This is a genomic window from Roseovarius sp. A46 (assembly GCF_004126395.1).
GTDB lineage: Bacteria > Pseudomonadota > Alphaproteobacteria > Rhodobacterales > Rhodobacteraceae > Roseovarius > Roseovarius nitratireducens.
The window spans coordinates 67,394-90,196 of sequence record NZ_PVWS01000014.1; the positions used below are offsets into that span (position 1 = coordinate 67,394).

Consider the following 22,803-nt stretch of genomic DNA (forward strand, 5'->3'; position numbering starts at 1 on the left):
CCTTAGTCTTCGCCGCGCTCCTGTGGCGCGGCGGAGCTTTCCTCGAGCTGGGTAAGCAGCATCGTCTGCAAATCCGCCTCAAGCTCTCGTGCCCGCGCGATGTAGGCAGCATTCTCTAGTGTCGGCACGTCTGGATCCCACAATGCCGCCAGTTCGCGCACGGACTGCCGGTCGTGCTGGTAGAACAGCTTCTCCGCTTCTGCCGCCTCGAATTCCGTCAGCCCGACATTCTCCAGCACGTATCGACCGGCCCGCAGCGATCCGTCAAAGACTTCGCGCACGATGTCGTTGGCCCCCGCCTTATAGAGGCGGAAAACATGGGTGCGGTCGCGCGCCCGCGCCACGATGTGCAGGTCAGGCCGCTCGCGCCGGGCGAATGAAACGAGCCGCACGCAGGCATCTGGGTCATCGAGCGCGGCGACGAGAACGCGTGCCTCGCCGATGCCCGCCGCGTGTAGCAGGTCGGGCCGCGTCGGATCGCCGAAGAAACCCTTGACGCCAAAGCGGCGCATCCTCTGGATCGCCATCAGGTCGTTGTCGAGCACCACCGTGTCGAAACCGCTCGACCGCACCAGCCGGTTGACGACCTGTCCGAACCGCCCGATCCCGGCGATGATGACCTGCCCGGTGCGGTCGATCTCGTCGGCCTCGGGTGTCGCGGCAGTGGTCGCCATGTGCCATGACATCCTGTCGAAGAGCAGGAACAGCAGTGGCGTGATGAGCATGGTCAGGGCGATCACCAGCAGCAGGATCTCCCCCATGCCGCGCGGCAGCACGTTTTGTTGATTCGAGAACGCGACCAGCACGAAGCCGAATTCGCCGGCCTGCGCCAGCGACAGGGTGAACAGCCACAGATCGCGACCGCGCAGCGCGAAGGCCCGGCCAAGCACGTAGAGGATCGCCCCCTTGGTCAGGATCAGCCCGCCCGCGAGCCCCAGCACGAGGAAGGGCGCGCCCTGCAGCACGCTGAAATCCATCCCCGCTCCGACGGTTATGAAGAACAGGCCCAGCAGCAGCCCCTTGAACGGCGCAAGGTCGCTTTCCAGTTCGTGGCGAAACTCGCTGTTCGCCAGCACCACGCCCGCGAGGAATGCGCCAAGCGCGGGCGACAGGCCCACGAGCATCATCAGGAACGAGATTCCCACCACGATCAGCAGCGCGAGCGCCGTGTACATCTCGCGTAGCCGCGCGGTGTGGATGAAGCGAAAGACTGGTCGCGTGAGGTAGACACCGGCCAGGATGATCGCCGCCACCGCCGCCACCGTCACCAGCGTCGCCGCCCAGCCCGGCAGGCTGGCGATGAAGTTCTGCGCCGCCTCGTGTGGGGCCGCCTCGGTGGCCGTGTGTGCGTTTTCCGCGCGCTCACGCGCGGCGGCAAAGACCATGTCCATCGTGCGCGGCAGTGCCAGCAGCGGCAGCAGGGCCAGTATCGGGATCACCGCGATGTCCTGCGTCAGCAGCACCGAAAAGGCCGAGCGCCCGCCGCCGGTCTGCATCAATCCCTTCTCGTTGAGGGTCTGCAACACGATTGCTGTCGAGGACAGCGCCAGCGCCAAGCCGACGGCCAGCGCCACCGTCCACACCTGCCCTAGCCAGAGGCCACCGAGCATGATCGCGGCGGTGGTCAGCCCGATCTGAAGCCCCCCAAGCCCCAGAAGCCGGTGGCGCATATCCCATAGCGCGCGCGGCTCGAGCTCGAGCCCGATAAGGAACAGCATCAGGACCACGCCAAATTCGGCCATGTGCTGCAACTCGGCGGTCTCCTGCCCGGCGACCAGCCCGAGGATCGGCCCGATCGCGATCCCGGCAGCGAGGTATCCCAGCACCGAGCCGAAGCCGAGCTGCGCCGCCAGCGGCACGGCGACGACCATCGCCACCAGGAGTATCGTTGCCTGAAACAGAACCCCTTCCATCGCCCGGCCCTCGTCTTGTGTGCGCCCTTTGGCCCCTTAGCCCCGGGGCATCCGCAGCACCACGCTGCGGCCGCTCTTGCTGTAGCGCAGCTCCGTATCGCCGATGGCCAGGACCCGACCGCCGTCGATCCGGTCACCGACCTGCACCTTGCGGTATCGCCCGTTCGACAGGCGGACAAGGGCGCGCCGGTTCGATGGCGTACCGTAGACGCCGATGAGGTTAACCTGTCGCAGATTGATTGCATTGCGCACGGTCGCGCGCTGGGCGATCGAGGCGGAGGTCGGGATGGTCGGCCCCGCCGCGGCGGTACGGCGTGGCGTCGCTTCGCGCGCGATCGTCTTGGGCCGCAGCCGTGGCTTGAGCGATTCGGTCACGGCCTCGTCGGTTGCCTCGGCCACCGCCGCCGCCACCGCTTCCGCGTCGGCACGCGCGATTGTCTCTGCCGGACGGGTTCGGGGGCGCAGCGTCGCCAGCTCGGTCCGCGTGCGCCCGCCAAGGGCACCGCGCTCGTGCTCTTCGACCAGCGTTTCGGGCCGAGGCCGCGGGCGGATACCCGACAGGTTCTCGCGCGCCTCTGCCGCCTCGTCCGTCGGGGTGAGCCCGGGAAGGGGTACGGCGCGCGGCGGCGTTTCCGGAGGGAGAACAGGGGGCGGGCCGGCAACGACGCGAACGCCCTCGGGCGTGAGCGCCCCCTCCGGCGTTGCGCGCACGAGGCCGCGCGCGTCGAGTTCGAATGTCCTGCCCGGCGGCGGCGGCAGAGCGGGTCGCGGCGGCACGAGATCGGCTGCGAGCGCGCGCGCTTGTGGTAGCGCGACGGCGTCACCGAGGTTCACCTGTTTGTCGATCGAGGTCTGGTAAAAGGTGTCAAGGCTCCCGGTTCTCGGCTCGTCCGGTGCCTCTGGTGCCGAGGGCCAGATGCCCGTGGCGGCATAGCGGGCCCGGGCCTCCTCGGGGGTACGCGGTGCCGTCCAGCCGCCTGCCGCACTCTCCGCGCCGGGAATCTCGGCGGGTCCGGTCTCGTCGTCCTTGTCTGTGGCGGGGTCTTCGGGGGCGGACAGGGTGGCGACGTCGGGCTCACGGGGCGCCGGTGCCGGCTCAGGCGCGTCGGGACCGGTATCTGCAGGTTCCGTTTCCGCTGTGTCTGTCGATGGCTGCGAGCCGGTGCTCTCCAATTCGGGGATGTCGGGCGTCACCGCGACCTGCGGCTCGCCCCCGCGCAGCAGCTTGCCCAGCCCCGACTCGGGAAAGATCGCGGCCCATGTCGCCACGCCGATCAGGGCGATCAGCAAGGCTGCCGTGAGCATGAGTCCCAGGAAACCCGGCTTTCTTCGGCGCGCATCTGCCGTGCTACGTGCGCCGAATATGGTCAGCCGTTCGGCCTCGTCGGCTGGTGTCAGTGACGCTGCGCCGGCCTTTGTTGCGGCCGGGTCAGGGCCTGGCGCTCCGGTGGTATCGGTCGGGCCGGTATCGGCCTTCGGTGCCTTGTGCCGCGGCTTCGGGGTCGTGGTCCTGTCGGTCGCGGGGCCGAGCGTGGGGGCGTCGTCGCGCGGCACTAGACTGGCATGCGCAGCCCCGCTGATGGCACGCGCGTCCGCGTCGGGCAGGGGGGTTGGCGTAATGCGCGCCACCCCCTCAAGCCGCGGCGCGGTCTTGGGGGGCATGCCGCGTTCGGCGCGCACGCTTGAAAAGGAAAAGGTCTCCGGCACCGGTTCGTCGGCAACGGCCTCATCCGTCTCGACCACCGGGAGCGCGCCGAGACGTTTCAGCGGGCCGGTATCACGCTCGACAGGGCCAGAGGCCTCGGCTTTCTCGGTCATGCCGAAGAATGGCTCGCCCTCGTAGATATTCTGGTCGGGGTCGGCCACGAAGCAGATCGGGTTCAAACCGTGCTCGATGGCGAAACTTTCCGCTTCTTCCAGCGTCTCTCGTGCGACGGCGGCGATGTAGAGCCGCTTGCCGCTCACGGTCCAGTCGTAGGCGAGATCGTCCAGTGCGTAGGGTGTGGCCCCGTCCAGCGCGTCGACCGCCGCCGCATCGTGATCGCCGTGGGGTGCAGAGGCCTCGGGAATGTCGAGATAGCGGATTTGCTCGTCTGGAATGACGAGCTTGGTGCGCATTCCCGCGGGATCGAGCGTGTTCGCCTTCTTGCGCAGCGCCGCGAGATCGTCGCTCAGCGATGACGAGTCGAGCGCCACCTCGCCGACGACGTGCCACCCCGCCTCTCCCGCGCGATGCAGGAGCGCAATTCCGTCGAACGTCAGGTCGAGGGCGAAATTTGGTTTCATCGGGTTCGTCTTACCACGCGCACGTCACCACCGGGAGTCTCAAGAGCGGCTTCGAGCCTGACGCGGCGGCGCGCGGCGGTCAACCGGCGGAACCGCGCGCCTGCCCGCGCGCGGTCGCGTCGCCCCCCTTCAGCCAGACGCACGCGCCAGCGCCTGATCGAGATCGGCGACCAGGTCGTCGGCATCCTCGATCCCGATGGAAATCCGCACCACGTTGGGCGCGGCCCCGGCCGCGACCTGCTGTTCCTCGGTCAACTGCCGGTGCGTGGTCGAGGCGGAATGGATCACGAGACTGCGCGTGTCACCGAGATTGGCGACATGGCTGAACAGATCGAGACTGTCCACCAGCCGCACGCAGGCGTCGTAGCCCCCCTTGAGCGCTACAGTGAACAGCCCACCCGCGCCCTTGGGGCAGATGCGCGCCACGCGGTCGTGCCAGGGCGACGAGGGCAGCCCGGCATAGGTCACACTTTCGACCGCCGGGTGACTCTCGAGCCAGCCCGCCACGCGCTCGGCGTTCTCGCAATGGCGCTGCATCCGCAGGCTGAGCGTTTCGATCCCGAGAAGCGTGTAATGTGCCGCCTGCGGGTTGAGGGTCATGCCGAGGTCGCGCAGCCCCACGGCGATGCCGTGAAAGGTGAACGCAAGCGGCCCGAAGGTCTCGTGGAACTTGAGCCCGTGATAGGCGGGTTCGGGCTCGCTCAGCGAGGGGAACTTGCCCGAGGCCGACCAGTCGAAATTGCCCGAATCCACCACGCACCCGCCGGTCACCGTGCCGTTGCCGGTGAGGAACTTGGTCATCGAATGCACCACCAGCGTCGCGCCGTGCTCGATGGGGCGGCACAGGTAGGGGGTGGCGGACGTGTTATCGACGATGAGCGGCAGCCCCGCCTCGTCCGCGAGTCCCGCCACGGCATCGAGATCGGCAATGTGCCCGCCCGGGTTGGCGATCGACTCGCAGAATATCGCGCGCGTGTTATCGTCGATGGCGGCGCGGATAGCGTCGGCGTCGTCGATGTCGACGAATTTCGCCTCCCAGCCGAAGCGCCTGATCGTCTGGCTGAACTGCGTGATCGACCCGCCGTATAGCCGGGTCGAGACCACCACGTTGAGACCCGGCCCCATCAGCGGGAAAAGCGCCATGATCTGCGCCGCGTGCCCCGACGAGCAGCACACCGCGCCCGCGCCGCCCTCGAGCGTGGCGACACGTTCCTGCAGGGCGGCCACGGTGGGGTTGGTCAGGCGCGAGTAGATGTATCCCACTTCCTGCAGGTTGAAGAGCGCCGCCGCGTGCTCGGCATCGCGGAACACGTAGGCGGTCGTCTGGTAGATTGGCACCTGACGGGCGCCGGTCGCCGGGTCGGGGCGTGCGCCCGCATGAATCTGCAACGTGTCGAAACCATAGGTCATCTCGGGGCTCCTCCCTTCGGAAATACTTGAAAACCGGGTTACGGCATTGAAAGGTGCCCCGCAACAGGCATGAGGAGGCCCAATATGGCACACCCGTTTCATCTGGCAATCAATGTCACCAATCTTGACGCAGCGCGCGAATTCTACGGCGGCGTATTGGGTGGCGTCGAGGGGCGCTCGACAGAAACATGGGTCGATTTCGACTTCTTTGGGCACCAGTTGTCGCTACACGTCGGTGAACCGCTGGCCACCGCCCCTACCGGCAAGGTGGGCGATCACATGGTGCCTATGCCGCATTTCGGCGTGGTGCTGCCGCTCGACGACTGGCGCGCGCTGGCCGGGCGACTGGAGGCGGCAGAGGTCGATTTCGTGATCCCGCCCTCGGTGCGGTTCAAGGGTGAGCCAGGCGAGCAATGGACGATGTTCTTCCGCGACCCGTCTGGCAACCCGATCGAGGTCAAGGGCTTCGCCGATATGGGGGCGGTGTTCGACACCTGAACCGGGGGTGCGGCCTCGGATGTGGTTGGGTATTTGGGCCAAGAAGAAGCCGGCCGTGGTTTCTTCTTGGTACAAATACCTCGTTCCCGCGCTTCCGGTTCGCGCATCGCTGCGGGATCAGCGCATCCAGAATCCGTTGCGCTTGATCGCGTTGCGGATCGCCTGTTCGCGGCGCGGCAGGTTGTCCTGGTCAAAGAGCGCGCGCACCTTCTGCCCACGCCCCTGGTAGATCATGCGTTTTATGGCGTCGTATTCCTTGAGCACCTTCTTGATCTTGTTCGGGGAGGTCACCTCCTCGAGCACGGCGATCACCCGGTCGCTCTCACGCGCGTAGAGTAGGGGCAGGGTGCGGTAATGGCAGGTCACTGCGCCATCGAGCAGACCCACTGGCAGCGTGTCGCGCCCGCCACCAAGGGCGTGGATAACCAGCGGCAGCGCGACCTGGTCGAGCCAGGGATCGAGCGACTGGCACACGAGTTCCGGCGGCGGGTCGTCGCGGATGGCAAGCGCATATTCGAGAAACCGCTCACCAAAGACACGCGGGCACCGGTAGAAGAAGAAGCCCGCGTTGAAATATAGATATCGCTTCCAGTACTCGTCGGGCTGGCTCAGATCGAGCGAGCCTTCGAAATCCAGCCCGAACTTGTCGTAGAGCGATTTCCAGATCGCGGTGTAGCCGGGGCCGTAGAGGTCCGGCTCGGGCCAGGTGCCGCTGCGGCGCAGCGAGGCGGAGGGGCGGTCGAAATCGAACGGCACATCCGTCAATTCACCCGTTACCAGCGTGTCGGTGTCAAAGAACACGAATGGCTCGCCCTCGGGCAGCGCGAGCAGCGCCTCGATCTTGTTGCCATAGGGGTAGGGTTGTCCGAAATGGTGCGATGCGAAGGGCACGATCTCGGCGTCCAATTCCGCCAGCCGGGCGTGGGTTTCCTCCCCGGCGATACGCGGATCGTTGCGCCAAAGCGCGCCGGGCTGCGGCTCGGCCACCAAGAGCCGCCCGGTGAAGCCCGGCGACATCGCGCGCAGCGAGGCGGCGAAGATCAGCGCCTCGTATTGCAGCCGCCCGCCCTGCCCGACGACCACGATGTTGAAACCGGTCCCCGCCTCGGTCGGTTGCGCCATGCCCATGCCCCTGCGTTTCTTACGGAACTATAGTCGCCGGGGGGCGGGCTCAGAAAGGGGGAAAGTGGTGGGCGACCTAGGAATCGAACCTAGCGTGCGTCTCCGCGAGGGAGTTACAGTCCCCTGCCACACCTTGCGGCCTGTCGCCCACGTGCCGGGCGTCTTAGAATTGGCGTCGCGGCCCGTCAACCGGAAAATCGCTTGCGTGGCCTGTCGCGGCGGTGCAAGGACGAAACCTTGGACGAGAGGGGCGTGCGGCCGATGAAGAAACCCCGCTGGGTGATCGAGAAAGAGCAGGCGCGGCGCGTCGAGGCCGCCGGGACGGTGTGGCTGTTCGGGCTGCACGCGGTGCGCGACGCGCTGGAAAATCCCCGCCGCGAGAAGCTGCGCCTCGTGGTCACGCGCAACGCCGCCGACAAGCTGTCCGAGGCCATCACCATGAGCGGGATAGAGCCCGAGATGGCCGATCCGCGCAAGTTCACCGCGCCGCTCGATCCCGGATCGGTGCACCAGGGCGCGGCGCTGGAGGTAAAGCCGCTCGACTGGGGAAAGCTGGCCGATCTCGCGCTGCGCGACGGCCCTGGTGCGCCGCGTCTGGTGCTGCTCGACCGGGTGACCGATCCGCACAACGTCGGCGCGATCCTGCGCTCGGCAGAGGTGTTCGGTGCGCGCGCGGTGATCGCTCCGCGCCACCATTCGGCCCCCGAGACCGGTGCGCTGGCCAAGTCCGCCAGCGGCGCGCTGGAGCGCCAGCCCTACCTTCGTGTGCGCAACCTTGCCGACGCGATCACTGAGCTGCAGGGCATGGGCTATCTCGTGCTTGGCCTCGCGGGCGAGGCGGACGAGACCGTCGAGACGGCCCTCGAAGGACGGCGTGACCGGCCCGTGGCGCTTGTCCTGGGGGCCGAGGGGCCGGGCCTGCGCCCGCGCACGCGCGAGACGGTGGACGCCCTCGTGCGCATCGACGCGGCGGGCGGTTTCGGCTCGCTCAACGTCTCGAATGCCGCCGCCGTCGCGCTTTACGCCGCGCGGGGCTGAGCCCGCGCGGCGGCATCCTCGAACACCGAAAGCACCCGCCCCTTGATCATCCACGCCAGCCCGAAGGCGAATAGCCCCGCCGCCTCCAGCACGAAGGTGAGGTTGAGCCGGTTCCAGAAGCCGAGGAAATCCGGTGCCACGGCCCCGACCGCCATCTTGATCCCGAGCACGGCGACCACCCCGAGGATCACCCGGCCCAGCACCCGGTAACAGGCGTTGCGCAGGCCCTTGCGGTTGCCGTCCCGTTCGGCGGCCTCGGAATTCACGCGGGTAAAGACGCGCAGCACCACGTAGGCGAGGATGAGAAACATCACCCCCGCCGCGCCGTAATGCACCGTATCGAGCGGAAAGCCGGTCACCACCGTCCGCCCCTGAAGCACCGCCCAAAAATCGAAGGAGGAGCCGCCGGCCCCCGCGCCGTTCAGAAACGCGCGCGCGCTCTCGGCCTCCGCGCGGGCGCAGCCCGTACCTGCCGTGGGCACGAAGGCGACCAAGAGCGCCGCGACACCGGCCACGCGGATTGCGAGGATGTCCTTCCACGTCCAGCGCCGTGCGCCCGCGCACCCGACCGCGTCGAAGGAGTAGAGGCCCACGAGCAGCAATCCGATGAAGCTCAGCGCGCCGACGAGGATATCGCCACCCACCGGGCTGAAATAGAAATGGCTGATCGAGTCGTGAAAGCAGACCGTCGGCAGCTGCGAAACCGCGATGAGCGAGAGCGGCAGACCGAAGGCGATCCAGCCCACGGCGAGATGGATGCGCCTGAGGTCCACCGTAAAGGGCAGGTCGCGGGACGCGGGCTCGGCGGGGTCGGGCTGATCGGTCATCCGGTATCGCTCCTTCGGGTTTGCACCCCGCGACGATACCACGCGCCTGCGCCGCGAGCGACGATTTCGCGCCGGGGAGGGCTTGGAAAATGCGTGGATTTGACCGATATGGAGCGTCATGGGTCACAAGATCGCCACATGCAATTACTGCGGCACGCGTGCGGCTCTCGTGCTCGATCGGGCGCGCCACGAGCTGACCTGTTCAAGCTGCGGCGCGCCGCTCCATGACATGAAGGCGATGCCAACGTCGAAATCAGACCGCCCACGCCCCAAGGGCCGACCCATGCCACTGCCACGGCAAGACTACGACGACAGGCCGCGGGCGGCGCACCCGCCACGCAAACGCAATCGCCGCAAGGGTATCGGGCGGCGCATTTTCGAGGAAATCTGGGACGTGGTCGAGGACGTGTTCGATTGATGTCCCCTGTCACGTTTGGTCACGGGCGTATTACAAACCCTTTATATCATGGAAACCGGACCTATCTATATTCCAGAGGCGGCGAGACGGAACACCGCCGTCTCATATCACTGTCCCTCGTTCCGCGACTGGCGCCCAAGCTTTATCTTGGGCGCTTTTTTCTCGGCCCGCTTCGTGATTTATGACCGCCATGAGCGAAACCTACACTGATTCCCACCTGCGCGAGATTCTGACCCGCACCCGCCGTGTGGCAATGGTAGGCGTGTCGATGAACCCGGTGCGCCCGTCTTATTACGTGGCCCGCTACCTGAGTCTCAAGAAATTCGAGGTGATCCCGGTCAATCCCGGCCACGCGGGGCGGATGCTCTTTGGCCAGACGGTGGTGGCGTCGCTGTCCGACATCGAGGGCAGGGTGGATATGGTCGATATCTTTCGCCGCTCCGAGCATGTGCCGCCCATCGTGGAAGACGCGCTGGAGACCTTTCCAGACCTTCGGACGATCTGGATGCAGATCGGGGTGGAGCATCCGCAGGCGGCAGAGATGGCCCGTGCGCGCGGCGTGGACGTGGTGATGAACCATTGCCCCAAGATCGAATATCAGCGTCTCTTCGGCGAGCTGCGCATGGGTGGCATCAACACTGGCGTGATTTCCTCACGGTTGTGAGCAGGATACTTGGATATTTATAGCAAGATGAAACGGGGAGCGGCTGGCCTTGTCCGACGGCTGTGATAGCTAGGGGGCATGACGCTCAGTTCCGCCACACCTGGTTTCATAGACGGCCTGCGCACGGTGCTGCCTGACACGGCCTTTCGCGAGGCCGAGCCGCGCTATTTCGAGGAGCCGCGCGGGCGCTGGCAGGGGCGGGGCGTGGTCGTGGCCCCGGGCGATGTGGAGGGCGTGGCGCATGTGGTGCGCGCCTGTGCCGAGGCAGGGGTGCCGGTGGTGCCCTATGGCGGCGGCACGGGCCTTGTTGGCGGGCAGGTAGCAGTGGACGGCCCGGTGCCGGTGATCCTCAGTCTCGAGCGGATGCGCGCGGTGCGCGGGCTCTGGCCGGACGAGAACGTGATGATCGTCGAGGCGGGGGCGATCCTGCAGGACATCCACGCGGCGGCAGAGGCGGCGAACCGGCTCTTTCCGCTTTCCATCGCGGCCAAGGGCTCGGCGCGTATCGGTGGGCTGTTGGGGACCAACGCGGGCGGGGTCAACGTACTGCGCTATGGCAATGCGCGCGACCTGTGCCTGGGGTTGGAGGCGGTGCTGCCCGACGGGCGTGTCTGGCACGGGCTGAAACGCTTGCGCAAGGACAACACCGGCTATGACTTGCGCAATCTGCTCATCGGTTCGGAGGGTACGCTGGGGGTCATCACCGCCGCCGCGCTGAAGCTCGCGCCGCGCCCGGCGGGAGAGGGGACCGCGCTCATGGCGGTGGCGGGGCCGCGCGCGGCGCTCGATCTGCTGGCGCTGGCGCGCGATCACATGGGCGAGGGAATCAGCGCCTTCGAGATCATGCACCGGCAGGGCCTTGATTTCCTCGCCGAGGCGCTGCCGGATATCCGGCAGCCCTTCGCCGTACCGCCGGAATGGTGCGTGCTTATCGACGTCGGGCTGGCGCGCGGCCTCGATCCCGCGGCGGCGCTGGAGGCGCTGTTCGCCGAAGGCTTCGAGGCAGGGCTGGTAAGCGACGGCATGATCGCGCAATCGCAGGCGCAGCGGCACGAATTCTGGGAGGTGCGCGAGCAGATCCCCGAGGCCAACCGCCGCATCGGCTCGGTCAGCTCGCACGATATTTCGCTGCCGCTGTCGGCGATCCCGGATTTCATCGCGAAAGGCGCCGGAGAGATTGCCCGGATCGGTGATTTCCGCGTCAACTGCTTCGGCCACCTGGGTGATGGCAATCTGCATTACAACGTGTTTCCCATGCCCGGGCGCAGCTGCGCCGATCATCTGCCCGTGCGCGACGCGATCAAGCGCGCGGTTCATGACCTCGTGCACGAGATGGACGGCTCTGTCAGCGCCGAGCACGGGATCGGGCGGCTCAAGGTCAATGACCTCGAACGCTATGGCGATCCGGTGAAGCTGGATGCGATGCGCGCCATCAAGGCGGCACTCGATCCCGCGGGCATCATGAACCCGGGCGCTGTGCTGCGGGGCTAGATTTCGATCTCGCCCTCGGGGGCTGCGTCCTTCATTTCCTGCGGCGTCTTGCGGCGCAGGATGATGTCGCCGTTGGGCAGCATCTCGGGCGGGTGATAGGCGCTCAGGTCGTCGATCTTTTCCAGCAGGTCCGCCAATGCCGGGCCCATCCGCTCGGCGAAATCGCGCAGGGCGGGCTCCATCTCGTCTGCGCGGTCGCGCAGGCTCTTCAGCGCGGGCCCCATCTCGCGCTGCAGCCCGTCCCAGAAAAGCTGCGCGCCTTCCTCCATGAGTGAGAGGCCATCCTCTTCCTCCTCCTGCGCGAGGGCCGGGCTCACGCCGATGAGCAGCGCGACGGGCAGGGCGAGGATCAGGGCGGTGTGTCTCATGGCTGTAACATAGGTGAGGGCCGTGACGGTTTTAAGAGGGCGCCCGCATGGAGCTGATTTCTTCCCAGGCATTGTTGATGTCCCTGAGCCGCCTTTCGGCGAGGCGCACCGCCTCTTCGGGCACGCCGCGTGCCTTGAGCCGGTCGGGGTGGCAGTCGAGCACCTGCTTGCGCCACGCGGCGCGAATATCCGATAGCGGCATGTCGGCGCTCACCCCCAGAACGGACCATGGATCGGGCCGCTCGTCCGGGACGAAGCGCGCGCGCAGCGCGCGAAAGCGGCGCTCCTCGATCCCGAATATCTCGGCCACGCGACCGAGAAAGGCGTCCTCCTTGGGGTGATAGACCCCATCGGCCATAGCGATATGGAGAAGCCCCTCCATCAAGTCGCAAAGCGTATCGGGCGCATCCGCGAACATGCGCCCGATGCGTGCCGCGTATTCCTCGTATCCCGCCACGTCCTGCCGGGCGAGGTTGAAGATGCGTGCGGCGTTCTTCTCCTCCTCCGGGGGGATCTGAAAGACATCGCGAAACGCCGTCACCTCGTCACGTGTGACCAGCCCGTCGGCCTTGGCCATCTTGGCCGAGAGCGCGATCACCGCGATGGTAAAGGCGACGCTGCGCTCGGGCGGGCTGCGCAGCCGATCGAACACGGTCGCAAGACTTTCGCCCTTGGCCAGCGCCTGAAGCGCCTCGGATATGCGGGTCCATATCGACATGGGTCAATCCTATCCCGGAACGGCGCGCCTGTCAGGCACAGCGTCACGGATGCTTGTGGAATAGCACGAGGTCCATCCAGCGGCCGAACTTGTGCCCGGCCTCTGGCAGAACGCCCGCGCGTGCGAAACCGACGGCCTCGTGAAACGCGATGGCGCCCGCGTTCTCGCCGCTCACCGCACCGATGAGCGTGTGGATGCCGCGCGCACGCGCCACCTCCTCGAGCCGAGCCATCAGCGCCCTGCCCGTGCCGCGCCCGCGCGCGTCGGTGGCAAGGATGACGGTATGCTCGGCGGTGTGGCGATAGCCGGGACCGGCGCGGAACGCGCCGAACCCGGCAAAGCCCAGCACCCGGCCCGCGTCCTCGGCCACGACAAAGGCGTCGCCGCGCGCGGCGATCTCGGCGGCGAGGCCCTCTTGCGTCTTTTCTTCGGTGGTGAAGGTGACAGAGGTATCTCGGATGAGCGGGTTCCATATCGCGAGGATCGCGGGAATATCCGCTTCGGTGGCGCGCCGCAGGATCATGTCAGCACGCGCGTGCCAGACGGGGTGTCGATCTCGGCACGCAGGGCGGGCGGCCCGGGCTCGAACACGATATGCGGATCGGCGAGGTTGGCGAGCGCGGCGCGCAGCGCCACCGCCTCGGGATGCGTCACGACGAGACGCTTGAGCCGTGCGCCCGCGTCCGGCAGCCGGTCGGCGGGATGTCCGCCCGCCTGCCACTGAATGAGCGCCGGGAAGCGGTTGTCGTAGGGCAGCACGCCATCGTCGGGCACGGCCATGCGCCAGCGCAGGTCTCCGCGTGCGAGATCGAGGGGCGTGCCGGCGCCCGGATGCCGCGCGAGCGCCGAATCGAGATCGTCCACGCGGGCGATCCAGTTGCGCAGGTGCGGCGGCCCGTTCAGCCGGTCGAGATCGAACCAGCGCGGGCGCTCTGGCGCGGGGGCGTCCGGGTCGATTGCGATCGCTTCGAGATAGACTCCGGGCCCCAGTCCCAAAAGCCGGTTATGCGTGCCGAATCGCGGGTGCGTGCCGCCGGGCTGCATCGGCAGTCCGAGCGCCGCCTCGACATGGGCGGCGGCCTCTTCCAGCGTCTTGCCCGCCACCGCAAGGTGATCGAGTTCCATGCCCCTCTCCGCGTTGTTGCCGTTTTGTGGCATGACACGTGCGGGCTGTCACGCGCGGTCGCGGATCACCTTGGCGAACTTGTCGAAAATCGCCTCGTTGGCGGCAATGATTTCGCCATCGCCAAGGATGTCGCCGCCCTTGGTCAGCGGCTCCACCAGCCCGCCTGCCTCGCGCAGGATGATGACCCCGGCGGCGAGATCCCACGGGTTGAGCCCCCGCTCCCAGAATCCGTCATAGCGCCCGGCGGCGACATAGGCCATGTCGAGCGCGGCAGAGCCCCAGCGCCGCACACCCGCGCAGGCGGGCAAAAGCCGGGCGAGGTCGTGCAGCGTCTCGGGCAAGTCGGCGCGTCCGCCGAAGGGCAACCCGGTGGCAAAGATCGCCTCGATCATCTTGGTGCGTCCAGACACGCGCAGCCGCTTGTCGTTCATCCATGCGCCGGTGCCCTTTTCGGCAAAGAACGCCTCATCCTTGACCGGGTCATGGATCACCCCGGACACCACTTCGCCCTTGTGCTCCAGCGCGATGGAGACGGCGAAATGCGGCAGCCCGTGGAGGAAATTGGTGGTGCCGTCCAGCGGATCGACGATCCAGCGGCGGGTGGGGTCCTTGCCATCCTCACCGCCGCCCTCCTCGGCAAGCCAGCCATAGTTGGGCCGCGCGCCCATCAGCTCGGCCTTGATGGTCTTCTCGGCGGCGAGGTCGGCACGACTCACGAAATCGCCCGCGCCCTTCATCGAGACCTGCAGGTTCTCGACCTCGCCGAAATCCTTGATCAGCCCGCGCCCGGCCTTGCGCGCGGCCTTGAGCATGACGTTGAGATTGGCGCTGCCTTGCATGATCGGGCTCCTTCGGGATCAGGCCGGGGCTATACGCCGGGTGGCGGGCGCGGGCAAGGGGCCTCTGCCCAGTTACCTCTCTGCCACGAAGGGACGGATCGGCCCCGGCCCCCTCATCGTGCATGGTTGTTCCGAGTGGACGAGTCCGGCCCATCCGCTGCGACTTGGTCTATGGCGACTACGCGCCTGCCTTGCCTCGATGCAGAATGCCTATTATCGATCGGATGATCGGCGCGAGCGGTTTGTTTCGCTGCGCCACGATATCGACGAGCAGAGGCTGATTTTCGAGGCCAACATGAACAAGAAACTTGTGTGCGCCCGCCCGCTGGCGCATGTGAAGACCGGGCTCGCTTCGCCCGCGCGCCCATGACCGAGATGATCCCGACATGGATCGACGGCGATCTGGTGGCCGTCGAGAAGCTGGAGGCGCACAGGCGCGGCCTGCGCCACATGGCGGTGTCGGTCTTCGTGCTATGCGGCGATGCGGTGCTCATCCAGCGCCGGGCGCTGGGCAAGTATCACACACCGGCGCTGTGGGCGAATACCTGCTGCACGCATCCGCGCTGGGGCGAGGCGCCGGAGGATTGCGCGCATCGCCGACTCGACGAGGAGTTGGGCCTGCGCGGCCTGCCGCTCACGCCGCGCGGACAGGTGGAATACCGTGCCGATGTGGGCGGCGGTCTGGTCGAGCATGAACTGGTCGATGTGTTTCTCGCGCGGGTCGCGCGCAGGGTGGAACCGACGCCCAACCCCGAAGAGGTGATGGCGGTGGACTGGATAACGCGCGCCGCGCTCGCCACGCGCATCCGCAACGCACCCGCCGATTTCACGCCGTGGCTGCGCATCTACCTGGAAGAGCACGCGGCGCAGATCTTCGCTGGGGCAGAGAAACTGCCGGGATTTCCGGCCTGACTTGATGATGTCGATTTCCGCAACCTATTGACGCACACCGCCTGCTGCGCGGAGGGGGTGCGAGCGTGCGTCTCCGACACCCTGATCCACGGCTGAGCCCGCGCAGCGAGGGTTGCGGGTCCGGGGGCATCGGCCTAGAAGGCGGGCAGGACCACACCCGGAGAGACCATGCCCAAACCTGTCGTCCTGTGCATTCTCGATGGCTGGGGCCTGAGCGACCGGCCCGAGGCCAACGCGCCGCATCTGGCAGACACCCCCAACATCGACCGGCTGATGGCCGAATGCCCCAACGCGACGCTGATCACGCACGGCCCCGATGTGGGGTTGCCCCGTGGGCAGATGGGCAACTCCGAGGTCGGTCACACCAATATCGGTGCGGGCCGGGTGGTGGCGATGGATCTCGGGCAGATCGACCTCGCCATAGAGGATGGCAGCTTTGCCACCAACGAGGCGCTGGCCCGCTTCATCGACCGGCTGAAGGGCACCGGCGGCACGGCGCACCTGCTGGGCCTCGTGTCAGATGGCGGGGTGCACGGGCATATCGCCCATATCGCCGCCGCCGCGCGGGTGATCGCCGAGGCGGGTGTGCCGGTGGTGCTGCACGCGATGACCGACGGGCGCGACGTGTCTCCGAAATCGGCGCGCACCCATCTGGCCAACCTGTCCGACATGCTGCCGGGTAGCGTGCGCATCGCGACCGTCACCGGGCGCTATTTCGCGATGGACCGCGACAATCGCTGGGACCGGGTGCAAGAGGCCTATGAGGCGATCACCGCCGCCAAGGGGCTACGCGCGTCCGATGCCCGCACGGCGGTGACCAATGCCTATGCGCGCTCGGAAACCGACGAATTCATTACCGCCACGGTGATCGGCGATTATGCGGGGGTCGCGGCCGGCGACGGCCTGTTCTGTCTGAATTTCCGGGCCGACCGGGCGCGCGAGATATTGCAGGCGCTGGTCGATCCCGGTTTCAGCGCCTTCGACCGCGAGGTTGTGCCCGACTGGGCGGCGCGTCTGGGCATGGTGGAGTATTCCGAGGCGCATAACGCGTGGTTCGAAACGGTGTTTCCGCCGCGGGTGATCGTCAACACGCTGGCCGAATGGGTGAGTCGCGCGGGGCTGCGGCAGTTCCACATCGCCGAGACCGAGAAATACCCCCATGTCACCTTTTTCCTCAACGGTGGTCGCGAGGATCCCGAGCGTGGCGAGGATCGCTACATGGCACCCTCGCCCAAGGTGGCCACGTATGACCAACAACCCGAGATGTCGGCTGCCGAGGTGACCGACCATCTGGTAGGGGCGATCGGCGAGGGCTATGACCTGATCGTGGTCAATTATGCCAACCCCGACATGGTCGGCCATACCGGCGACCTGAAGGCGGCGATGGCGGCCTGTGAGGCGGTGGATCACGGGCTTGGCCGCGTGCTCGAGGCGCTGGAGGCGGCGGGCGGCGCGATGATCGTCACCGCCGATCACGGCAATTGCGAGGTGATGGTCGATCCCGCGACCGGCGGGCCTCACACCGCGCACACGCTCAACCCGGTGCCGGTGATCCTCGTCGGCGGGCCGGCGGGCGCGCGGTTGCGCGATGGCGGCCGGCTCGCCGATCTCGCGCCCACGGTGCTGGCGCTAATGGGGATGCCGCAACCCGGCGAGATGACCGGCGAGAACCTTCTGGCATGAGGATTCGCGCGGCCTGCCTACTGCTTCTGATGCTGTTGGCGCGGCCGCTCGGGGCGCAGGAGGGCGCGGACCTTTCCGCCGACGCGCGCGCCGCGGCAGCGGCGCTCGATGAGGCGGCCGAGGCGCTCGCCGCCGCCGAGGGCGCGCGCAACCGGGTCAAGGCGCTCACCGGGGTGATCCGTGCCTACGAGGAGGGGCTCGCGGCGATGCGCGCTGGCGCGCGCCGTGCCGCGCAGCGCGAGGAGGCGCTGATCGCCGAACTGCGCACCCGCGAGGACGAGGTCGCACAGCTTCTGGGCGTGTTGCAGACGATGGGCCACGCGCCGGTGCCGGTACTGATGCTGCATCCATCGGGGCCGGTGGGCACCGCGCGGGCGGGGATGATCCTGTCGGAGGTGGCCCCGGCGCTCGATGCCAAGGCGCTTGATCTGCGCGGCAAGGTGCAGGATATCGCCGTGCTGCGCGCGCTTCAGCAAAGCGCCACGACCACGCTCGAGGACGGGCTGCGTGGTGTGCAGGAGGCGCGCGTGCGCCTCAGCAAGGCCATCGCCGCGCGCACCAACCTGCCTCGGCGGTTCACCGAGGATCCGGTCAAGACGGCGCTGCTCCTTGCATCGACCGAGACGCTGAACGGCTTTGCCAGCGGGTTGAGCGACATCGCCGTGGACGAGGTGGAGGGCAGCCTGCCGGAGATCGGGCCGCGCAAGGGCGCCCTGCGCCTGCCGGTGGAGGGGGTGATCCTGCACCGTTCGGGCGAGGCCGACGCCGCCGGTGTCGTGCGCCCGGGCATCGTTGTCGCCACGCGGCCGCGTGCGCTCGTCACCACGCCGGTTCCGGCAACGCTGCGCTACCGCGGCCCCTTGCTCGACTACGGAAATGTGATCATTCTGGAACCGCAGGCCGGGGTGCTGCTGGTATTCGCCGGGCTCGACACCGTATACGGTCGCATCGGCGAGGTGCTGCCCGGCGGCAGCCCCGTGGGCCTTATGGGCGGCACCGGTGATGGCAGCGACCTGCTCGCCGCAGACGACGGTGCCGACGGGGACGAGGGGGGTGCTGGACGCGGCCAGACGCTCTATATCGAGGTGCGGCAAGACAATTCACCGGTGGACCCGCTGACGTGGTTCGCGACCGACAAGGAAGGTTGAGACATGAAGAAAATCCTGATGGCCACGACCGTGGGGCTCCTCTCCGGTGCCGTGATGACGACGCAGGTGGCGGCGCCCCTTCTCGCGCAGGAGAACGACGGAAAGGGCAGCGTCTATGAGCAGCTCGATCTCTTCGGTGACATTTTCGAACGGGTGCGCGCGCAATACGTCGAGGATGTCGATACCAGCGAGCTGATCGAGGCGGCGATCAACGGGATGCTCACCTCGCTCGATCCGCATTCCAGCTATCTCTCGCCCGATGACGCCGAGAACATGCAGGTGCAGACGCGCGGCGAGTTCGGCGGGCTCGGGATCGAGGTCACGCAGGAGGATGGGTTCGTCAAGGTGGTCTCGCCGATGGACGGCACCCCCGCCTATCAGGCCGGGATCGAGGCGGGTGATTTCATCACCCATGTCGATGGCGAGAGCGTGCTGGGCCTGACGCTCAACGAGGCGGTGGACCTGATGCGCGGCCCGGTGGGCAGCGAAATCGTTATCACCGTGGTGCGCGAGGGAGAGCCAGAGCCGTTCGACGTGTCGATCATCCGTGACACGATCGAGCTCACGGCGGTGCGCGTGCGGACCGAACGGGACGCGGTGGTGGTGCGGGTCACCACCTTCAACGACAACACCTATCCCAATCTCGAAAGCGGTCTGAAAGAGCAGGTCGAGGCGCTGGGCGGCATGGAGCAAGTGAGCGGCATCGTGCTCGACCTGCGCAACAATCCCGGCGGGTTGCTGACGCAGGCGATCAAGGTCTCCGACGCCTTCCTTGCCAAGGGAGAGATCGTCTCGACCCGCGGGCGCAACGTTCAGGACGGCGAGCGATTCAACGCCACGCCCGGCGATCTGGCACAGGGAAAGCCGATCGTCGTGCTGATCAACGGCGGATCGGCCTCGGCGTCGGAAATCGTGGCCGGCGCGCTACAGGACCATCGCCGCGCGATCGTCGTCGGCACCAAGAGCTTCGGCAAGGGATCCGTGCAGACGGTGATGCCGCTCAGGGGCGGTGGGGCGATGCGGCTGACCACCTCGCGCTACTACACGCCCTCGGGCCGCTCGATCCAGGCGCTGGGTGTCAGCCCCGACATCGTGGTCGCGCAGCCCGCGCGCCGCGCCGAGGCCGAGGACGACGAGGCGCAGAGCAAACGCCCCAGCCGGTCGGAGGCTGATCTGCGGGGGCGGCTCAACAATGACAGCCTGTCCGAGGACGAGCTCAAGCAGATCGAGGAAGAGCGCCAGCGCGCCGACGAGGTCGCCCGCCTGCGCGAGGAGGATTACCAGTTGGCCTATGCCGTTGATATCCTGAGGGGATTGTCGGTCATGGGCGGAAACCAGTCGGAGTGATCCGGCCACCCCGGCCGCTGCGGCGGGTGGGGGAGGACGCGCCGCGCGTGGGTTTGCGCGCGCCCCGCGCCCGCGGCGCAACCGACCGGTTCGGGGCGTGAACCGCACGGTTCGCGCCCCTTGTCGTGCCCGGCACCGTGCGCGGGGGTAAGGGTTTGGTCACCCGGCCGGGCGAGGCTGCGCGCGCCCCGTGACCCCCGACACCAAAGGCCCGCCATGCCAGAGACGCCGCTCTTTCCCCCGGTGCCCGAGATCACCATCGAGGAATTGCGCCGGTCGGTCGGGGCCACGGTTGAGGCGGTGCGCCTGAGCGGCGCGCAGCGGCTGGTGACGCGGCGCGGGCGGCCGGTGGCGGGGCTGGTCACGGTGACCGAGGCCCGCGCGCTCTGGACGCTGGACCACGAGAGCGCGCTCTACACCGAATGGCGCGCGATGCAGACCCTCGACACCCACGCCCGCCGCCGCGCCGCCGTGGCCCGTCAGGCCGAGGCGGAGCGGCGGGCGGCGTTTGAACGGGGTGTGTTGGGGAGGTGAAGGGGGGGTGGTTTCAGCCCATTCTTGCCGGTCACATCCATGGTCTTCGCGTGCGCAGCATCCGTCACATCGGGCAGAGAGCGGTTGTTCGCTGCGGGTACGAAGTTGGACGCTGCCATCCGGCGAAGCGGACATGTCGACTATTGGCCTTCCCTGATATCATTGCGACTAAGCAATAACTACCTTGTGCGACGGGATTTGATCCCTACGGTAGGATCAGTCAGATTTGAGGGCACCATGGCCGACTATGAAGTTACCATCGAGAACTGCAACAGTATCGACACCGCAAGAATCGGCGTCATAAAGGAATGTTTGAACATCAAATTTGGACCCAATGGGCTTGGTAAAAGCACAATCGCCAAGGCAATCGTTAGCCAAGCTCGTAATGACGGCACTTTGGCGGGACTTGTGCCTTTCAAGAACCGTGGAAAAGCAGATGCCGCACAGCCAACAGTTAGTGGGATTGGTGACATTGGCTCAGCGCTTGTCTTTGATGAAGAATACGTAAGTTTGTTTGCTTTCCAGCAAGATGAGGTTGTCAAAAACAGCTTTGATATTTTCATCAAAACGCCTGAGTATGACGCGGCAATGACTGACATTGAAAAGCTCTTTGACGGTATCAAGAAGGCCTTTGCAGATAGGCCAGAAATCGACCAGACGACCAAGGACCTCAAAGACCTTAGAGATGCCTTTGGAAAGCCAAATAAAGATGGCTCAATCGCGAAGTCCAGCAAAGTGCTCAAAGCATTTGGCTCTGGTAACAAGATTGACAATATTCCAGATGCATTGATGCCGTTCGAGATGTTCGTGAAGAGCGCCAACCCATCAAAATGGATAGGGTGGCAGATCAAAGGAAAAGAGTTTCTAGAGTTAGGCGATACCTGCCCCTATTGCGCAACGGCACTGCCGAATCCTGAGCAAAAGGAAACAGCGCTTGCCGTCGCCAAGGAGTACGATGCGACAGCCATCGGTCACCTCAACACTCTGAAGGAAGTCATCGAGCGTCTGGGTATGTATTTTAGTGCCGGTTGCCAAGAGAACTTAGCGAAGATCACAAAGGCAAAAACAGAACTGACTGCACCACAAAAGAGCTTCCTGAGTGATCTAAAAAATAGCATCGAGGCGTTGATTCAGCAGTTGGATGGATTGAGAAATATTTCATTTTTCTCGCTCCGCGACGTGGACGAAATCGACAAAAAGATGCCCCTCCTCAAAATTGATCTAAGTATGATTGACAAGCTCGATTCTGACCAGACCCGAGCTGTCACCGATCCGATCAACGCGCAACTAGACAAGCTCACCGAACAAGTTGGCAACCTCAAAGGCCAGATTAACAAACACAAAGCGAAGATCAAAAAAACCATCGAAGAAAACCAAGGCAGCATCAATGGATTCTTGAAGTCCGCAGGCTACAAGTACTCCGTTAAGATCATTTCCGAACCCGATTCCTACAAGATGAAACTGGTTCACGACGACCTGTCAGAATTCGTCGACTCTGCCTCAACACACCTAAGCTATGGTGAGAAGAACGCTTTCGCATTGGTTCTCTTCATGCATCAGGTAATAAGCGAAGATCCCGACATTGTCATTTTGGATGACCCGATCTCATCATTCGATAAGAATAAAAAATTTGCGATCCTTCATCAGCTTTTCCGAGGTAAAGGTAACCTTCGGAATCGGACAACCTTGATGCTTACACACGACATTGAGCCGGCTATCGACGTGGTTAAAAGTATGGCTCACAAGTTCCAAGACCCGAAGCCATCAGCAACTTTCCTCTCGTGTAGGCAAGGCGAGGTCAGGGAAACGCTAATCACCAGCGATGATATTCGAACGTTTGCAAAAATCTGCAAGGACGTCCTTGCTGAGAACATCGACGACGTTATCAAAGCTATCTACCTTCGTAGGCATTACGAAATTATGGACAACGTTGGCTTGGAGTACAATCTCCTAGCCAGTTTGCTCCACGGGCGCGTGGTTCCTAACTTCAAAGCTGAAGACCGCGATATGAGCGCCCAAGAGAAAATCGACGCAGAGAGATCAATCAAAGAAATGATACCATCATTTGATTACGACACTCTCGTGCAGCAAATTAACGACGATGGGGTGATGAAAGCGAAGTTCATTGGAACTGACGTTGGATACGAAAAAATTCAACTTTTCCGGATCATTAAAGGTAAACATCAGGACGACATCATTTCAAAATTCATTAATGAATCGTACCACATCGAAAATGAGTATGTCATGCAGCTCAACCCTCATAAGTTTGAAAGCGTGCCGGAATATGTTGTTGAGGAATGTTCAAGGCTCTTGCAAGACGGGTAAGGTGCTTGGGGAAAGTCTGAACAACGCCTTCTGCTGCGCCGACGCGCCGATGTGAGGGCCATGCCGGGCATCAGGCAGCTTGTTTCCAGCGGCTTTCGGGCTGCTTCGGCCGCTCGGTTGGTGGACAGGCCAATTC

21 protein-coding genes, 1 tRNA gene and 1 pseudogene are annotated in these 22,803 nt (G+C 65.5%); 12 read left to right on the plus strand and 11 right to left on the minus strand.

What is annotated here, in order from left to right; translation table 11 throughout:
* Positions 1-2 precede the first annotated feature (2 nt).
* The 3 genes from C6W92_RS09320 to C6W92_RS09330 form a co-directional block, all read right to left on the minus strand.
* The gene (locus C6W92_RS09320) at positions 3-1,913 is read right to left on the minus strand and encodes a cation:proton antiporter (protein ID WP_129432713.1); all 1,911 of its coding nucleotides are present in this window, start codon (positions 1,911-1,913) and stop codon (positions 3-5) included.
* A gap of 36 nt (positions 1,914-1,949) precedes the next feature.
* Complete coding sequence (locus tag C6W92_RS09325) at positions 1,950-4,199, minus strand: hypothetical protein (protein ID WP_129432714.1); 2,250 nt, start codon at positions 4,197-4,199, stop codon at positions 1,950-1,952.
* A 129-nt stretch (positions 4,200-4,328) separates the two neighbouring features.
* The gene (locus tag C6W92_RS09330) at positions 4,329-5,609 is read right to left on the minus strand and encodes an O-acetylhomoserine aminocarboxypropyltransferase/cysteine synthase family protein (protein ID WP_129432715.1); all 1,281 of its coding nucleotides are present in this window, start codon (positions 5,607-5,609) and stop codon (positions 4,329-4,331) included.
* An 84-nt stretch (positions 5,610-5,693) separates the two neighbouring features.
* Here C6W92_RS09330 and C6W92_RS09335 point away from each other — a divergent pair, with 84 nt between their 5' ends.
* Positions 5,694-6,107, plus strand: coding sequence for a VOC family protein (locus C6W92_RS09335; RefSeq protein WP_129432716.1), 414 nt, complete (start codon positions 5,694-5,696; stop codon positions 6,105-6,107).
* Positions 6,108-6,224: 117 nt separating this feature from the next.
* Here C6W92_RS09335 and C6W92_RS09340 read toward each other — a convergent pair whose 3' ends face one another.
* Complete coding sequence (locus C6W92_RS09340) at positions 6,225-7,229, minus strand: hypothetical protein (protein WP_129432717.1); 1,005 nt, start codon at positions 7,227-7,229, stop codon at positions 6,225-6,227.
* 65 nt (positions 7,230-7,294) lie between these two features.
* Positions 7,295-7,378 (minus strand) — tRNA-Tyr (locus tag C6W92_RS17690).
* A 112-nt stretch (positions 7,379-7,490) separates the two neighbouring features.
* Here C6W92_RS17690 and rlmB point away from each other — a divergent pair.
* On the plus strand, positions 7,491-8,267 hold the full coding sequence (gene rlmB / locus C6W92_RS09345) for a 23S rRNA (guanosine(2251)-2'-O)-methyltransferase RlmB (protein ID WP_129432718.1): 777 nt from the start codon (positions 7,491-7,493) through the stop codon (positions 8,265-8,267).
* Here the strand turns inward: rlmB and C6W92_RS09350 are convergent.
* Positions 8,249-9,094, minus strand: coding sequence for a hypothetical protein (locus tag C6W92_RS09350; protein ID WP_129432719.1), 846 nt, complete (start codon positions 9,092-9,094; stop codon positions 8,249-8,251). The genes rlmB and C6W92_RS09350 overlap by 19 nt on opposite strands.
* Before the next feature lie 118 nt (positions 9,095-9,212).
* Between C6W92_RS09350 and C6W92_RS09355 the strand changes: the two genes are divergently transcribed.
* The 3 genes from C6W92_RS09355 to C6W92_RS09365 all read left to right on the plus strand — a co-directional run bounded on the left by C6W92_RS09355 (position 9,213) and on the right by C6W92_RS09365 (position 11,667).
* The gene (locus tag C6W92_RS09355) at positions 9,213-9,512 is read left to right on the plus strand and encodes a hypothetical protein (RefSeq protein ID WP_129432720.1); all 300 of its coding nucleotides are present in this window, start codon (positions 9,213-9,215) and stop codon (positions 9,510-9,512) included.
* Between the two features lie 190 nt (positions 9,513-9,702).
* Positions 9,703-10,176 carry a CoA-binding protein gene (locus C6W92_RS09360; RefSeq protein ID WP_129432721.1) on the plus strand — a complete coding sequence of 158 codons (474 nt, stop codon included), beginning with the start codon at positions 9,703-9,705 and terminating at the stop codon, positions 10,174-10,176.
* A 78-nt stretch (positions 10,177-10,254) separates the two neighbouring features.
* A complete protein-coding gene (locus C6W92_RS09365; protein ID WP_129432722.1) occupies positions 10,255-11,667 on the plus strand; it encodes an FAD-binding oxidoreductase in 1,413 nt (470 codons plus the stop codon).
* On the opposite strand, the gene C6W92_RS09370 is transcribed toward C6W92_RS09365, so the two are convergent.
* From C6W92_RS09370 to C6W92_RS09390, 5 genes are read right to left on the minus strand one after another with little or no spacing between them, the layout of a single operon-like run.
* Positions 11,664-12,035 carry a hypothetical protein gene (locus C6W92_RS09370; protein WP_129432723.1) on the minus strand — a complete coding sequence of 124 codons (372 nt, stop codon included), beginning with the start codon at positions 12,033-12,035 and terminating at the stop codon, positions 11,664-11,666. The two genes, C6W92_RS09365 and C6W92_RS09370, sit on opposite strands and share 4 nt — an antisense overlap.
* A 31-nt stretch (positions 12,036-12,066) precedes the next feature.
* Positions 12,067-12,753 carry a molecular chaperone DjiA gene (locus tag C6W92_RS09375; RefSeq protein ID WP_129432724.1) on the minus strand — a complete coding sequence of 229 codons (687 nt, stop codon included), beginning with the start codon at positions 12,751-12,753 and terminating at the stop codon, positions 12,067-12,069.
* Positions 12,754-12,796: 43 nt separating this feature from the next.
* Complete coding sequence (locus tag C6W92_RS09380) at positions 12,797-13,276, minus strand: GNAT family N-acetyltransferase (RefSeq protein WP_129432725.1); 480 nt, start codon at positions 13,274-13,276, stop codon at positions 12,797-12,799.
* The gene (locus tag C6W92_RS09385; protein ID WP_129432726.1) at positions 13,273-13,878 is read right to left on the minus strand and encodes a VOC family protein; all 606 of its coding nucleotides are present in this window, start codon (positions 13,876-13,878) and stop codon (positions 13,273-13,275) included. The genes C6W92_RS09380 and C6W92_RS09385 overlap by 4 nt, the downstream gene beginning before the upstream one ends.
* Positions 13,879-13,926: 48 nt before the next feature.
* On the minus strand, positions 13,927-14,718 hold the full coding sequence (locus C6W92_RS09390; protein ID WP_129432727.1) for an inositol monophosphatase family protein: 792 nt from the start codon (positions 14,716-14,718) through the stop codon (positions 13,927-13,929).
* Positions 14,719-14,908: 190 nt separating this feature from the next.
* Here C6W92_RS09390 and C6W92_RS09395 point away from each other — a divergent pair.
* From C6W92_RS09395 to C6W92_RS09425, 7 genes and pseudogenes are all read left to right on the plus strand, one after another.
* A pseudogene (locus tag C6W92_RS09395) lies at positions 14,909-15,088 on the plus strand (geranylgeranyl diphosphate reductase); the annotation flags it as partial.
* Entirely contained in the window at positions 15,085-15,630 is a 546-nt protein-coding gene (gene idi / locus C6W92_RS09400; RefSeq protein WP_129432728.1) for an isopentenyl-diphosphate Delta-isomerase, read from the plus strand. The pseudogene C6W92_RS09395 and the gene idi, both read left to right, overlap by 4 nt.
* 168 nt (positions 15,631-15,798) lie before the next feature.
* On the plus strand, positions 15,799-17,313 hold the full coding sequence (gpmI, locus tag C6W92_RS09405; RefSeq protein WP_129432729.1) for a 2,3-bisphosphoglycerate-independent phosphoglycerate mutase: 1,515 nt from the start codon (positions 15,799-15,801) through the stop codon (positions 17,311-17,313).
* Positions 17,310-18,461, plus strand: coding sequence for a peptidoglycan DD-metalloendopeptidase family protein (locus C6W92_RS09410; RefSeq protein ID WP_129432730.1), 1,152 nt, complete (start codon positions 17,310-17,312; stop codon positions 18,459-18,461). The genes gpmI and C6W92_RS09410 overlap by 4 nt, the downstream gene beginning before the upstream one ends.
* 3 nt (positions 18,462-18,464) lie before the next feature.
* Positions 18,465-19,808 carry a S41 family peptidase gene (locus tag C6W92_RS09415; RefSeq protein ID WP_129432731.1) on the plus strand — a complete coding sequence of 448 codons (1,344 nt, stop codon included), beginning with the start codon at positions 18,465-18,467 and terminating at the stop codon, positions 19,806-19,808.
* A 216-nt stretch (positions 19,809-20,024) separates the two neighbouring features.
* Positions 20,025-20,342, plus strand: a complete 318-nt coding sequence (locus tag C6W92_RS09420) for a hypothetical protein (protein WP_129432732.1) — start codon at positions 20,025-20,027, stop codon at positions 20,340-20,342.
* A 237-nt stretch (positions 20,343-20,579) separates the two neighbouring features.
* Positions 20,580-22,667: an AAA family ATPase gene (locus tag C6W92_RS09425; RefSeq protein WP_129432733.1), complete on the plus strand. Its 2,088-nt coding sequence runs from the start codon at positions 20,580-20,582 to the stop codon at positions 22,665-22,667.
* The last annotated feature ends 136 nt before the right edge of the window (positions 22,668-22,803 follow it).

Coding starts and splice junctions, on each gene's coding strand:
- C6W92_RS09320 (WP_129432713.1), bottom strand. CDS start 1,913: ATGGAAGGGGTTCTGTTTCAGGCAACGATACTCCTGGTGGCGATGGTC.
- C6W92_RS09325 (WP_129432714.1), bottom strand. CDS start 4,199: ATGAAACCAAATTTCGCCCTCGACCTGACGTTCGACGGAATTGCGCTC.
- C6W92_RS09330 (WP_129432715.1), bottom strand. CDS start 5,609: ATGACCTATGGTTTCGACACGTTGCAGATTCATGCGGGCGCACGCCCC.
- C6W92_RS09335 (WP_129432716.1), top strand. CDS start 5,694: ATGGCACACCCGTTTCATCTGGCAATCAATGTCACCAATCTTGACGCA.
- C6W92_RS09340 (WP_129432717.1), bottom strand. CDS start 7,229: ATGGCGCAACCGACCGAGGCGGGGACCGGTTTCAACATCGTGGTCGTC.
- rlmB (WP_129432718.1), top strand. CDS start 7,491: ATGAAGAAACCCCGCTGGGTGATCGAGAAAGAGCAGGCGCGGCGCGTC.
- C6W92_RS09350 (WP_129432719.1), bottom strand. CDS start 9,094: ATGACCGATCAGCCCGACCCCGCCGAGCCCGCGTCCCGCGACCTGCCC.
- C6W92_RS09355 (WP_129432720.1), top strand. CDS start 9,213: ATGGGTCACAAGATCGCCACATGCAATTACTGCGGCACGCGTGCGGCT.
- C6W92_RS09360 (WP_129432721.1), top strand. CDS start 9,703: ATGAGCGAAACCTACACTGATTCCCACCTGCGCGAGATTCTGACCCGC.
- C6W92_RS09365 (WP_129432722.1), top strand. CDS start 10,255: ATGACGCTCAGTTCCGCCACACCTGGTTTCATAGACGGCCTGCGCACG.
- C6W92_RS09370 (WP_129432723.1), bottom strand. CDS start 12,035: ATGAGACACACCGCCCTGATCCTCGCCCTGCCCGTCGCGCTGCTCATC.
- C6W92_RS09375 (WP_129432724.1), bottom strand. CDS start 12,753: ATGTCGATATGGACCCGCATATCCGAGGCGCTTCAGGCGCTGGCCAAG.
- C6W92_RS09380 (WP_129432725.1), bottom strand. CDS start 13,276: ATGATCCTGCGGCGCGCCACCGAAGCGGATATTCCCGCGATCCTCGCG.
- C6W92_RS09385 (WP_129432726.1), bottom strand. CDS start 13,878: ATGGAACTCGATCACCTTGCGGTGGCGGGCAAGACGCTGGAAGAGGCC.
- C6W92_RS09390 (WP_129432727.1), bottom strand. CDS start 14,718: ATGCAAGGCAGCGCCAATCTCAACGTCATGCTCAAGGCCGCGCGCAAG.
- idi (WP_129432728.1), top strand. CDS start 15,085: ATGACCGAGATGATCCCGACATGGATCGACGGCGATCTGGTGGCCGTC.
- gpmI (WP_129432729.1), top strand. CDS start 15,799: ATGCCCAAACCTGTCGTCCTGTGCATTCTCGATGGCTGGGGCCTGAGC.
- C6W92_RS09410 (WP_129432730.1), top strand. CDS start 17,310: ATGAGGATTCGCGCGGCCTGCCTACTGCTTCTGATGCTGTTGGCGCGG.
- C6W92_RS09415 (WP_129432731.1), top strand. CDS start 18,465: ATGAAGAAAATCCTGATGGCCACGACCGTGGGGCTCCTCTCCGGTGCC.
- C6W92_RS09420 (WP_129432732.1), top strand. CDS start 20,025: ATGCCAGAGACGCCGCTCTTTCCCCCGGTGCCCGAGATCACCATCGAG.
- C6W92_RS09425 (WP_129432733.1), top strand. CDS start 20,580: ATGGCCGACTATGAAGTTACCATCGAGAACTGCAACAGTATCGACACC.